This window comes from Saccharospirillum sp. HFRX-2 (genome assembly GCF_043196805.1).
Taxonomy (GTDB): domain Bacteria; phylum Pseudomonadota; class Gammaproteobacteria; order Pseudomonadales; family Natronospirillaceae; genus Saccharospirillum.
In genome coordinates this window covers 310,990-323,488 of sequence record NZ_JBEBMU010000002.1, presented here as the reverse complement: position 1 = coordinate 323,488, position 12,499 = coordinate 310,990, and the positions used below count along the sequence as shown (strand labels likewise).

Here is a 12,499-nt window from a genome sequence, read left to right as displayed (position 1 = left end):
AAACCAGCCGATGCTATCTGACGAACTCAAAGAATCCATCCAAACGGCCTACAGCCGGTATCTGGCCGCGCGTGAATTGAAGCCGCGCAGCGGGCAGAAACAGATGTTGGCGCAGATCGCCCGCACTCTGGCATCGGTTGAAACCTCTGCGGACGGTCTGCGTCAGGGGCGCGCGCCGATCGCGGTAATAGAAGCGGGCACCGGAACCGGCAAAACCATCGGCTATGCGCTCAGCGCTATTCCCATGGCCCAGCATCATAATAAAAAGCTGATCATAGCGACGGCCACCGTTGCCTTGCAGGAACAGGTGGTGCAGAAAGACATCCCGGACCTGCTCGAACACAGCGGTTTGAGCTTTAACGCCGTTCTCGCTAAAGGTCGGGGGCGCTATCTCTGTCTGCAGCGTCTGGAGCAGTCGATTCAGTTGCAAGAAGGTGCGGTTACAGCGCTGGCATTGTTTGAAGAAGCCATGACTGCCGACGAAGCCGTACTCAGTCTCTACAATGAGATGCTCGATAAATTCGGGCGCGGCGACTGGAATGGCGATCGCGATCAGTGGCCGGATCGATTGGATGATGAACAATGGCGTGGCGTGACTTCAACGCACCGCGAGTGTTTGAACCGGCGTTGCCCGCACTTCCAGAACTGTCCGTTTTTTGAAGCACGCAAAGAACTGGATGAAGCCGATGTCATCATCGCCAATCACGATCTGGTGATGGCCGACCTGGCTTTGGGCGGCGGCGCTATTCTGCCGGCGCCCGCGGAAAGCATCTATGTCTTCGATGAAGGCCATCATTTACCTGATAAAGGCTTATCCCACTTCGCCAGCCAGTTGCCGGTCAAAAATACGCTTAACCAGTTCGAGAACTGGCGCAAGCAGTTACCCAAGCTGCGTTTGGAACTCGCTTACGGCGATACCGAAGAGCGCTTGCTGGACGCCTTGAACACAGCCTTGGGCGATGCGCATTCGGCGTTAACTGATGCCTGGGGCGCAATGAGCCCGATTCGTAGCCGGCTGGACGGCCATCAAGCGACTCTCGCGGTACAGGACGCCGATTGGCTGGCTCAGACCCAGTCGATTCTGGCACCGCTTGAGCAGCCCTTTACGCTGCTGCAATCAAGCTTGCTGCAACTGGATGAGCAGGTGCGTAAGCGACTGTCGGCGACCAATGATCTGGATGAGAAAAGCCGTTTGGAGCAGAGCTTGCCAGTGGTCGGGCGTTGGCTGAGTCGGGCCGAGCCGGCGCGCGACCTGGTGCTGGCCTGGCGCCAACAAGATGCGGCAGAAGCACCACCGATGGCGCGCTGGTTCGAAAATATCGATCGCCCGGAATATGACGACCTGGTGTTAAACGCCAGTCCGGTGTCGGCGCAGTCGATCCTGCGTCAGCATATCTGGAATCGCTGCTTTGCCAGTGTGGTGACCTCGGCCACCCTGACCATCGCCGGTGATTTTCAGCGTTATGCCATTCAGGCCGGCTTGCCGGACGGCACCGATTATTTGCGCTTGGGCAGTCCTTTTGATTATCGCTCACGGGTGCTGGCTCGGGTTCCGGCTTTGGCCTGCGATGGCGGCTTACGCGATCCTCACACCCAGGCCATGATCGAAGCCATTCCGGCCTACCTGCCGACGGAAACCGGCAACCTGGTGTTGTTCTCCTCACGCAAGCAAATGCAGGAGGTGTATCGCGGTTTACCGGAGGGCTGGCAGGAGCGGGTGACGCTGCAGGATGATCTGCCCAAAAATGCCTTGATTCAGCATCATCGCCAACGCTTGGAAGACGGCTTGGGTTCGACACTCTTTGGCTTGGCCAGTTTGGCCGAAGGGGTGGATCTGCCCGGTAACTATTTGACCCATCTGATGATCGCCAAGCTGCCGTTCGCCACACCGGACGATCCCATCTTGTCGACGCTGTCGCTGTGGTTAGAGCAGCGCGGTTCCAATCCGTTTCAGCAGGTCAGTTTGCCGACAGCGATCATTCGTCTGGTACAGGCTTGTGGTCGCTTAATTCGCAATGAGAACGACAGCGGCACGCTCTGGTTTATGGATCGTCGTCTGATCGATAAACGCTACGGCGCTCTGGTGCGTCAATCGCTGCCGGATTACAACTGGCAGGTCGACTGATCAGTCGACCTCTGCGCTGTCCCGTTTCAGAGTGTTAACCGGGATCTGCATGGTAATGCAATGCAGGCTGCCGCCTTGCTCAATCAGCGCCCGACAATCGATTCCCACGACTCGACGTTCTGGAAAGGCTTCGCTTAAGCGTTCGATGGCCAGGCCGTCCTGGGCGACACCATAGGTTGGCATCAGCACCAGTTGGTTGGTGATCAGAAAGTTGGCGTAGCTGGCGGCCAGGCGTTCACCCTCGTCATTGTATTGAGCATCGGGCCAGGGCAGGGCAATGAGTCGGTACGGCTCACCGCTAAGGGTGCGCAGCTGGCGCAACTCTTCGGCCATGGCTTGAAGGTCAGCGAAGTGTTCATCTTCCGCTTGATCGCAGCTTTGATAAACCAGAGTGCCGTTCGGCGCGAAGCGCGCCAGCGTATCGATATGAGCATCGGTGTCATCGCCGGCCAACTGGCCATGCTTCAGCCAGAAAATGCGTCCCGGGTTCAACCCCAGCCACTGCGTTAGCCGCGCTTCATAGTTGGTTCGATCGCTGTTGTCGGCCTTGCGGTTGGCATTGAGCAGGCAGCGCTCCGTGGTCAATAAGCTGCCATCGTCATCGACTTCGATACTGCCGCCTTCCAACTCGGACATGACGTCTTCCATGCCAACTTCGGCGCGGAAGATCCCCTGATCGAACATGGCACGATTCAGTGCATCGTCCTTATCCGCCGAAAACTTTCCGCCCCAACCGTTAAACATAAAGTTGCGGATAGTGCGGCCGGATTCCCCCTGTACCAGGGTGAGCGGGCCATGATCGCGCGCCCAGGTATCGTTGCTGTCGACAAAGACAAACTGACAGTGGGCCTGGTTGATGCCTTCCTTTTCGAACAGAGCCTTGAGGCGTTCCGGGTCTACGCTGGCATGGAGTTGAATCAAAACGTCCTGAGAGTGACTGATGGCACCGATCAGGTCGAGATACACGCTTTCGACGTCGGCCAACTTGTCAGCCCAGTCGGATTCGGAATGTGGCCAGGTGATCAGAATGGCATCCTGAGGGAACCATTCCGGAGGCAGGTGCAGCAGGTCACGCATCAACAAGACTTCGCTGTGAAAAGGGCCGCACAGTATAGCGAAAAGCGGACAACGGGCGCGAATTTAACCGGGATCGCGGTTTTGTGCCTGTACCTTGAACATGTGGCGGGTCAGCGCCTGCCGTTGGTTTTCCGGTAACTCGACGAACGCCAGCTCGACCCGGCTACCGCCGTTTGCTGCCGGCTGAGCACTGCTGACCCGGGCCCGGCAAAACAACGACAGATAACTGGGTGGAAAGATGATCGCCAGCGCCAGTTCCTGATTGACTTGGATGTCGTTTGGCAGCACGCCTCGAACGCCAGCCTCACCAATATTGATCGTCTGTGCATCCAATTGATGTTCATGCACATCGTGGATATGCAGGTAACGCGACATCAGGTTGAGTTTGTCGTTAAACAGACCAAGCAGCTTACGGGTGGCGGCATCTTTAACGCGATCTAAAAACTCCAGAAGCTGCAGGTCGACGTTTTCAAATTCCTTGAGCACGGCAATCTGGTGCAACTGCGGAAAGTAATCGGCAATGGCGGGTTTGTTTGGATCGTAGGGCGCCGCCACTAAATAAGCCGTGTCGTCGATACGGAAGTACTGTTGGTCATCGGCCATGGAGGTTGCTCCGTCATGAAAACGCAAAGCCATTATCGGTTCGAACAGTGTAGCTAAATTCGGCTTGGCAGGCCTACAGGCCAGTGGTTTAATGCCGGCCATGCTGAATAATATCCCCTTCCTGGTCGGGCTGCGTTATTTACGCGCACGCCGACGCAATCACTTTATTTCCTTCATTTCTGGTGTCTCCATGGTGGGACTGACACTGGGCGTGATGGTGTTGATTATTGTGCTGTCGGTTATGAACGGCTTCGATCGGGAGTTGCGCACCCGCATTCTCGGCATGGTGCCGCATGCGACGGTGTCACAACCCAACGGCCTGTCAGACTGGCCGGCGGTTGCCAGTCGTTTATCGCAGCATCCGCATGTGGAAGGCGTCAGTCCCTATACCGAAACGCAGGCTATGTTGGTTGGCCCGAATCAGACTAAAGGCGTGGCCGTCAGTGGCGTTGAGCCGGCCACTTTAAAGCAGGTCTCCATTCTGCCGGATCATCTGACTTCCGGTTCATTGGCGGCGTTGCAAGAAGGGCAGTTTGGCATTTTTCTCGGCGATATTCTGGCGCGTCAGCTGGGCGTAAATCTGGGTGACAAAGTCACCATGATGGTGCCGGAAGTAACCGTTAATCTGGCCGGCGTCACGCCGCGTTTCAAACGTTTTGAGGTGGTTGGTACCTTCGCCGTCGGCGCCGAGCTGGATGCCAATCTGGCGGTGGTGCAGATGAACGATCTGGGCCGCTTGCTGCGTTATGACGATCGCGTCGATGGTGTGCATCTGAAGGTCGATGATCTGTTCCAGGCACGGCAAATTGCCATCGAGGCTGGCCGTAATCTAGAAGGGCGTTATCTGGTCAGCGACTGGACGCGGACCCAGGGTAATTTGTTCCAGGCGATCCAGCTGGAAAAACGCATGGTTGGGTTGCTGCTGTTTATGATCGTTGCCGTGGCGGTGTTTAACATCGTGTCGTCGCTGGTGATGATGGTGACCGATAAACAAGGTGAGATCGCTATTCTGCGTACGCTGGGCGCGCGCTCCGGCCAGATCATGGGCATCTTTATGGTGCAGGGCACGGCGATCGGTTTGATCGGTATTGCTCTGGGGGTGATTCTCGGGGTGCTCGGAGCCTGGTCGGTGGCGGATATCATTGCCTGGGTCGAGAACACCTTCCACATTCAGTTCCTCAATGCTGAAGTGTATTTCATCAGCTATATCCCATCTGAATTGAAGTGGAGCGATGTGCGTTTGATTGCCACGGCATCCTTCATCATCAGTGTGCTGGCGACGATATATCCGGCCTGGCGGGCATCACGAATTTCACCGGCGGAGGCGTTGCGCTATGAATCCTGAAGTATTGAGCTGTCGTCAGGTTTCGCGGCGTTTCCAACTAGGCCCGCAAACGGTCGAAGTGCTGCACGAGATCGACTTTCAGGTGCAACCGGCGGAACTGGTCAGCATCGTCGGCAGCAGTGGTTCCGGTAAAACCACCTTGCTGAATTTGTTGGCGGGGTTGGATTCGCCGTCCGACGGCGAAGTGTCCATGGCCGGCCACACCTTGAACAGTCTGAATGACCGCGCCCGCGCTAAGCTGCGCAACGAACACATGGGTTTTGTGTTTCAGTTCCACCATTTGTTACCGGAATTTTCAGCGCTGGAAAATGTGGTGCTGCCGCAGATTATCGGTGGCCAGTACAACCGCGAGTCTGACCAGCGCGCGGCCGATTTGCTCGACCGGGTGGGTTTGGGCGATCGCGCTAATCATCGGCCAGCGGAGTTATCTGGCGGGGAACGTCAGCGCGTCGCCATAGCCCGGGCGTTGATTAACAACCCCAGAGTGGTGCTGATGGACGAGCCCACCGGTAACCTCGATGACACAACTTCCGAGCAGGTGCATGAGTTGATTCTGGACTTGAACCGCCAGTCCGATGCCAGCTTTGTGATTGTCACTCACAATCAGGAGTGGGCGCGTCAGATGCCACGCTGCCTGACCTTGAAGCGCGGTCACATTACCAGCTGACGCTTTTTTTGCACCGCACCCAGATTCCGTGATAGCTATGATGCTGTCGTGCAGCTAACGCTGTTCAGGAAGGCTTCGAATGATCAATGGATTGATCGGTCTGGCGTTGCTGTGCCTGACCATTCCTTATCTCTGGTTTCAGTGGGGCCTTATGGCCTCAGCGCTCCCGCTCTTGGCGATTCCCTTGGCAGGCTATCGGCAGTGGTGGCTGGCGGCGATCTGGCTATTGATGGCGCTGTCGCTGATTTTTCGGCTGGAAGCTGAAGCCAAGCATATTCTGCCCGCTCAGTGGCAACATCAAACCGCCGAACTGCAGTTTTGTCTGTCGCAACCACCGAAGGTGTTCGACCGTTACCAGCGATTCAGCGCGCGCATAACTGAGCAACCGACGGCATTATCACTGCGCAAGGTCCGTTTGACGGCTCAGTCGTCCGTCCATATTGCCGCCGGAGACTGCCTGAAAGCCGAGGTGCGCTTGCGCCAGCCGGTAGGACAATTGATTCCGGGCAACTTCAACGTCACTCGCTACTACTTCAGCGAACGTCTCGACGCGCTGGGCACTCTGGTTGAGGTGTTTGACCAAGAGGCCAGACCCAGCCCGGTGGTGCGGCTTTATCGACGGGCCGAAGCTCAGTTCGATGATGCTTGGGTAAAAGCGGTTTGGGCTGCTTTAGCGCTGGGCTGGTCATCGTCTATGGACACCGAACTGGCCGATTTGTTTGAGCAAAATCAGATCAAACATCTGATGGTGGTCAGCGGCATGCACATCGCTATGGTCGCAGCCTGGGCGTTGTTATTGGCTCGCTTGTTTCATCGACTGCCTGGCCCCTGGCGCGGTCGTCTGCCGATGTTAAGGCTAATAACAGTCGTCACCCTCTGCGGTCTTTTTGTGGCGTTAACCGGCTTCGGTTTCCCGGCGTTGCGTGCCTGGCTGATGTTGTTGGCGCCTTTGCTGGCGATGATGTTTGGCGCCCGGCTCAGCGCTCACCAGGCTCTGGCGTTGGCGGCTGTGGCCATTACTTTGGTTCGGCCGCAGGCCTGGTTGAGCACCGGTTCCTGGCTCAGCTTTGGTTTGGTCTGGGTGATGATTCGGCTGTATCAACGCTGGCGCAGTGAGCCTATTCCCGCCTGGCGGCTGGTGATTCGTTTCCAGGGCATGCTGTCGTTACTCAGCCTGCCGATGGCGGCCTTGCTGGGTTTTCAGTGGCATCCGCTGTCGCTGTTAATCAATCTGCTGGTCATTCCTTTGGTGACCTTGCTGATCTTGCCCTGGAGTCTGCTGATACTGATCTGGCCTGACTTGGCTGCTTTGGGGTATCAGCCACTGGTCGCCACTGTCATTCAATGGCTCGGTTGGGTGGCGCGCTGGCACCAGCAGTCGCCGGCCTGGCATTTGGCCGATATCGCTTTACTCGGCGGTCTGATCTGGTTGGCGTTGAGTCATTGGTTGGACCGTAGTCAGCGCTGGTTGGTCATGCCGCTGGTATTGGTGCCGCTGCTGTGGCCCGTTCGCGCCACATCGATTGATGAATTCCGCTTAACTGCGCTGGATGTAGGGCACGGACTGGCGCTGGTTCTGGAATGGCCCGACCAAAGCTGGCTGTACGACACAGCCGGGCAGTGGAGTGATGGCACCGCTATCGCAGAGGCGCGCTTGGCGGACTGGTTCCAGCGTCACAGACTTGATGTCGAGGGTATTGTCATCAGTCATTCGGATATTGACCACGCTGGCGGTGCGCGTTGGGCTGTCGAGCGGTGGCCTCATGCGCGACGCCTCAGTGGCGAGCCGAAAACGGTAGCGAAGCTGAGCGAGCACGGCGGCTGGCTGAATTGTCACCAGTTGGACGTCGACGGATTGCCGTTGCAGCTGATACCGATACCGGCCGAGTTGCGTAGCAATGACAATGATCGTTCCTGTGTAGCCGTGATTGAAACCTCAGCGGGACGCTTGTTGTTGACCGGTGACGCCAGCCGGCGGCTGGAATACTGGCTGCTGCAGTCACACCCTGAATTGTTCCCGCTGTCATTGATCGTGCTGGGTCATCATGGCAGTCGTACCTCGAGTGCGCCGGGTTTTCTCGACGCCAGTCCGGATGCTTGGCTGGTGGTCAGTGCCGGAGACCGCTCCCGGCCGCGCTGGCCTAACCCTGATTTGCTGGCTTATACGCAGCGTAACAGCCGTCTGCTGCTCAATACCGCCACGCGCGGCACTCTGGCGTTATCGGTGCAGGACGGTCATTGGCAGGTCCGTGATTGGCGTTCAGCCTTTCGGCGGCGTTTTATACAGCGCTGATTAGCATTGTCTGCGCTTGATTCCGTTTGCCTTCGGCTGTGTTAAATTACGCGCCTGAAGAAAGGAGACCTCTCAGTGTTTGAAATTGTCAAAGCGGGCGGCTGGTTGATGGCGCCCATCCTGCTGTGTTCAATCATCGCCATCGCCATCATCATCGAACGCTACTGGGCACTGCGCTACAGCAAGGTGATTCCTAAGGATCAGCTGCCTCAGGTCTGGCACTGGATCAAAAGTCATGAGCTGGATTCGACTAAACTGAAAGAGTTGAAAAATAGTTCACTGTTCGGATATGTCCTCTCTGCTGGTTTAACGGCTTCCAAACATGGTCGCGAAGCCATGAAAGACAGCCTCCAGGAAGCTGGCAGCCATGTCGCGCACGAGATGGAAAAATTTCTCAGCACCTTGGGCACCATCGCAGCCATTGCGCCCTTGCTGGGTTTGCTTGGAACCGTGGTCGGCATGATCGACGTCTTTACTGCCATCATGGTGCAAGGCAGCGGGGATACTGCTGTGCTGGCAGGCGGCATTTCCCAGGCGCTGATTACCACAGCTACTGGCCTGACCGTCGCGATACCGGCGTTGATCTTCCACCGTGCCCTGACGCGTCGGGTTGATGAGCTGCTGGTGTCGATGGAGCAGGACAGCACCAAGCTGGTCGAGGCGTTGCACGCCGAGACCGGTGCCAACAGCTAAGGAGCTGCAGATGCGATTTCGCCGCAGTCGACGTGAAGAGGTCCAGGTTAATCTGACGCCCTTGATTGATGTCGTCTTTCTGTTGCTGATTTTCTTTATGGTCTCGACCACCTTTACCCGCGAAACCCAGCTGGAAATCGATCTGCCTGAAAGCAGTAGCCAGCAGGCGGCCGCAGAGGGACCTTCGCTGGAGATCATGGTGGATGCACAAGGCCGTTATGCGGTTAACGATCAGCCGTTGTTGCGTCATGACGCCGATACCTTGAAACAGGCGTTGGCAGAGCTCGCCGGCAACCGTCGCGACCAGACGGTGGTTATTACCGGCGATGCCCAGGCGCCACACCAGGCGATGATCTATGCCCTGGATGCCGTTGGCCAACTGGGCTTCACCAAAGTCAGTTACACCACGCGCCTGCCGGTTTCGCCTTGAATCCGGCTAAGGCAGCACTCTGATTATGCGTTTTTGGTACCAGAACACGACAAGCTGGCCGGCTCGGCTGCTCACTCCGTTCACCTGGTTGATGGCGAGTATCGTCGGATATCGTTTAAAGCGGCGCTTTCGCGGTCAGTATGGAGCGCCGGTCCTGGTCGTTGGCAACCTGGCAGTGGGCGGCACGGGTAAGTCACCGGCTATTCAGGCTTTGGTGCGTCATCTCCAGGCTCAGGGCTTAAAGTGCGGCGTCATCTCCCGCGGTTATGGCGGCAAGGCGCCGAGCTATCCCTGGTTGGTTAATCGTGAAGATTCGGCAGAGGTGTGCGGCGATGAACCTCTGTTGCTGGCGCGCAGTCTCGATTGTCCGGTGGTGGTCGACCCGGATCGGGATCAGGCGGCGCGGTTTTTAATGGCGCAGCATCAGCCGGACGTGGTGATCAGTGACGATGGTTTGCAGCATTACCGTCTGGGTCGCAATTTTGAGCTGGTGATGATCGATGGCCGACGTGGTTTTGGTAATGGCCGCTTATTGCCCGCCGGGCCTTTGCGTGAACCGGTCAGCCGGCTGACACTGGTAGACTGGGTGGTGGCACGGGAGCAACAACCGGCTGGCATTACCACCGATGCGGTGCTGACCCTGAACCCTGAACCACCGACCAATAGGAATGGCCAGATACTGGCGCCGGGTAGCGAAGTCGATGCCTGCGCTGGCATTGGTAATCCGGAGGCGTTTTTTCAGCAGTTGAGTGACCTTGGCTATTCGATTAAACAACGCTGGACACCCGGTGATCACCAGCCGTTGCCCCGCGAAGCGCTGACCAGCGGCGAACGGCCGATGGTAATAACCGAAAAAGACGCCATTAAATTGCCCGGGCCTTTGCCGGAGCACTGCTATGTCGTGCGTCTACAACCAGCGTTACCTGAAGAATTACTGAGCACTATCGAACAGGCTCTTAGGAAGGCTTTGCAATGACACACCTGATCATGATTCCCGCCCGTTTCGGCTCCAGCCGCCTGCCCGGTAAACCCCTGTTGGATTTGGCCGGCAAGCCGATGGTGGTGCGCGTGGTGGAGGCGGCTCAACGCGCTGGTTTTGAGCGTTGCGTGGTCGCCACAGACGATCAGCGTATTCGTGATGCCGTCACCCACGCAGGCTATGACGCTGTTATGACGCGCGCCGAACATCCGTCCGGTACCGATCGATTACAGGAAGCGGCCGACCAATTAGGACTGGCGCCGGACGATATCGTCGTCAACCTACAAGGCGACGAACCGCTGATGCCCGGTGACAACCTGCGCCAAGTCGTCGCCTTGCTGGAAGCGGCACCGGATGCTGCCGTCGCCACCCTCTATGAGCCGCTGCCGATTGCTGATGCGGCTAATCCCAATGCAGTAAAGCTGGTACAGGACCGGGCAGGGCGGGTGCTGTATTTCAGTCGTGCGCCCATTCCCTGGGATCGGGATCAACAAGCCAGCGCTGAGCGTTCTCCCTATAAGCGCCATATCGGTCTCTATGCCTACCGAAAGCGGGCGTTGGATGCCTTTGTCACCTGGCCGGAAAGTCCCCTGGAACAGCTGGAGAAGCTGGAGCAATTGCGTTTTATGAGCGAAGGCTATGGCATCGTCGCTGCGCAAGCGGTGGCCAGTGTGCCGGCCGGTGTGGATACCCAGGAAGATCTGGATGCCGTGCGCGCGGTCTTTAGCCAGGGAGATGGATCATGAGCGATACCAGCGTACTGTTCGTCTGTTTGGGCAATATCTGCCGCTCGCCAACGGCGCAGGGCGTCTTTGAGCACGTTCTGGCCGAGTCGGCTTTGGCCGGAAAGGTTTCCGTGGATTCTGCCGGTACTGCGGCATACCACCTGGGTAAAGCGCCCGACGCACGCGCCACGGCCGCTGCCCGCCAGCGCGGTTATCGGTTAGAGGATTTACGGGCTCGCCAGGTCAGTGTGGATGATTTCTACCGCTTCGACTGGATACTGGCGATGGACACTCAAAACCTGGCTGATCTGCAAGCAATCCGTCCAGCCGACGGTCGCGCTCAGTTGGGGCTCTTTTTAGAGCAGCTTGAGCAACCCTCAGTGCGCGAAGTTCCCGATCCTTACTACGGTGGGGACGAGGGTTTTGAGCAAGTCTTGGACCTCTGTGAAACCGCCAGTCGGGCCTTGTTGCGTCGTTTGGAGGCGCAACTGTGACCCTTCAATACGATGCCGATTTATTAGCGCTGAACACGCTGGGCATTCCTTCTCGAGCGGATGCTCTGGTTCAGATAAACAACGACGATCAGCTTCCAACCTGGGTTGATTGGGCGCGTCAACGTGAGCTACCGGTTCGAGTACTGGGCGGCGGCAGTAATCTATTACTGGATTCCCGCGTCGATGGACTGATCATCGCCATACGGTCCCAAGGCCGGCGGGTTGTCGGTAGCGATGACCAGGGCCGTACCTTGTGGCGGTTGGCCGCCGGCGAGAACTGGCATCAGTCGGTGGTCGCCAGTATCGATAGTGGCTTGAATGGTTTGGAAAACCTGGCGTTGATTCCCGGTTCGGTTGGCGCGGCGCCCATTCAGAACATTGGCGCCTATGGCGTTGAGGTTGGCGAGCTGATACATGAGCTGGAAGCCTATGACTGTCAACAACAGCAGTGGGTGCGTTTTAACGCCGACCAGTGTGAATTTGGTTACCGCGACAGCCGCTTTAAACGTGAGGAAAACCGCTACATCGTGACGGCGGTGACCCTGGCGTTGTCGTCGACCTTTAGTCCGAAATTGAGCTACGGACCGTTGCAGGCGCTGGCAGAGCAAGAGGCATTGAATGCCCGAATGGTCATGGACGCGGTGATTGCTCAGCGCCAGTCCAAGCTGCCCGATCCAGCATCAATCCCCAACGCAGGCAGTTTTTTTAAGAATCCAGAAGTTGATGGCGAGACATTCCAGGCACTGAAATCACAGTGGCCGGAACTGGTGGCCTATCCGGCGGGTGATCGCTGGAAACTGGCTGCCGGTTGGATGATTGATCAGTGTGGTTTGAAAGGACAGGCCAATAAAGCCGGTGTTGGCTGTTACGCCAAGCAGGCGCTGGTGCTGATTAATCCTGATCACGCGGATTACCGCCAGGTGGCTGACTGGCAACAGCAGGTGCAACAGGCAGTGGACGAGCGTTTTGGCGTTCTGTTGGAGCGCGAACCTCGCTACTGGGGGCCACACGGCAACGGTCACTACTGAATACTGTGAAGCAATAAAAAAGCCGGCGTTAAGCCGGCTT

12 protein-coding genes are annotated in these 12,499 nt (G+C 57.3%); 10 read left to right on the top strand and 2 right to left on the bottom strand.

Features of this window, described 5'->3' with window-relative positions; all coding sequences use genetic code 11:
• Nucleotides 1-10 precede the first annotated feature (10 nt).
• Nucleotides 11-2,125 (top strand): ATP-dependent DNA helicase DinG, encoded by a 2,115-nt coding sequence (gene dinG, locus ABMA60_RS08110; protein WP_392801309.1) that lies wholly within the window; start codon nt 11-13, stop codon nt 2,123-2,125.
• On the opposite strand, the gene ABMA60_RS08105 is transcribed toward dinG, so the two are convergent.
• Both ABMA60_RS08105 and ABMA60_RS08100 read right to left on the bottom strand, forming a co-directional pair.
• On the bottom strand, nt 2,126-3,202 hold the full coding sequence (locus ABMA60_RS08105) for an agmatine/peptidylarginine deiminase (protein WP_392801306.1): 1,077 nt from the start codon (nt 3,200-3,202) through the stop codon (nt 2,126-2,128).
• A 63-nt stretch (nt 3,203-3,265) separates the two neighbouring features.
• On the bottom strand, nt 3,266-3,805 hold the full coding sequence (locus ABMA60_RS08100) for a PilZ domain-containing protein (RefSeq protein WP_392801303.1): 540 nt from the start codon (nt 3,803-3,805) through the stop codon (nt 3,266-3,268).
• A 100-nt stretch (nt 3,806-3,905) separates the two neighbouring features.
• Between ABMA60_RS08100 and ABMA60_RS08095 the strand changes: the two genes are divergently transcribed.
• The 9 genes from ABMA60_RS08095 to murB all read left to right on the top strand — a co-directional run bounded on the left by ABMA60_RS08095 (nt 3,906) and on the right by murB (nt 12,459).
• Nucleotides 3,906-5,150 (top strand): lipoprotein-releasing ABC transporter permease subunit, encoded by a 1,245-nt coding sequence (locus ABMA60_RS08095; RefSeq protein ID WP_392801300.1) that lies wholly within the window; start codon nt 3,906-3,908, stop codon nt 5,148-5,150.
• A complete protein-coding gene (gene lolD / locus ABMA60_RS08090) occupies nt 5,140-5,817 on the top strand; it encodes a lipoprotein-releasing ABC transporter ATP-binding protein LolD (RefSeq protein ID WP_392801298.1) in 678 nt (225 codons plus the stop codon). The genes ABMA60_RS08095 and lolD overlap by 11 nt, the downstream gene beginning before the upstream one ends.
• 79 nt (nt 5,818-5,896) lie before the next feature.
• Nucleotides 5,897-8,110, top strand: a complete 2,214-nt coding sequence (locus ABMA60_RS08085) for a DNA internalization-related competence protein ComEC/Rec2 (protein ID WP_392801295.1) — start codon at nt 5,897-5,899, stop codon at nt 8,108-8,110.
• 75 nt (nt 8,111-8,185) lie between these two features.
• Nucleotides 8,186-8,803, top strand: a complete 618-nt coding sequence (locus ABMA60_RS08080; protein ID WP_392801292.1) for a MotA/TolQ/ExbB proton channel family protein — start codon at nt 8,186-8,188, stop codon at nt 8,801-8,803.
• 10 nt (nt 8,804-8,813) lie between these two features.
• Nucleotides 8,814-9,233: an ExbD/TolR family protein gene (locus tag ABMA60_RS08075; RefSeq protein WP_392801290.1), complete on the top strand. Its 420-nt coding sequence runs from the start codon at nt 8,814-8,816 to the stop codon at nt 9,231-9,233.
• A 25-nt stretch (nt 9,234-9,258) separates the two neighbouring features.
• Nucleotides 9,259-10,209, top strand: a complete 951-nt coding sequence (gene lpxK / locus ABMA60_RS08070) for a tetraacyldisaccharide 4'-kinase (protein ID WP_392801288.1) — start codon at nt 9,259-9,261, stop codon at nt 10,207-10,209.
• Complete coding sequence (gene kdsB, locus ABMA60_RS08065; RefSeq protein WP_392801286.1) at nt 10,206-10,958, top strand: 3-deoxy-manno-octulosonate cytidylyltransferase; 753 nt, start codon at nt 10,206-10,208, stop codon at nt 10,956-10,958. Before lpxK ends, kdsB begins: the two co-directional genes overlap by 4 nt.
• On the top strand, nt 10,955-11,431 hold the full coding sequence (locus ABMA60_RS08060; RefSeq protein ID WP_392801283.1) for a low molecular weight protein-tyrosine-phosphatase: 477 nt from the start codon (nt 10,955-10,957) through the stop codon (nt 11,429-11,431). Before kdsB ends, ABMA60_RS08060 begins: the two co-directional genes overlap by 4 nt.
• On the top strand, nt 11,428-12,459 hold the full coding sequence (gene murB, locus ABMA60_RS08055) for a UDP-N-acetylmuramate dehydrogenase (RefSeq protein WP_392801281.1): 1,032 nt from the start codon (nt 11,428-11,430) through the stop codon (nt 12,457-12,459). The genes ABMA60_RS08060 and murB overlap by 4 nt, the downstream gene beginning before the upstream one ends.
• The last annotated feature ends 40 nt before the right edge of the window (nt 12,460-12,499 follow it).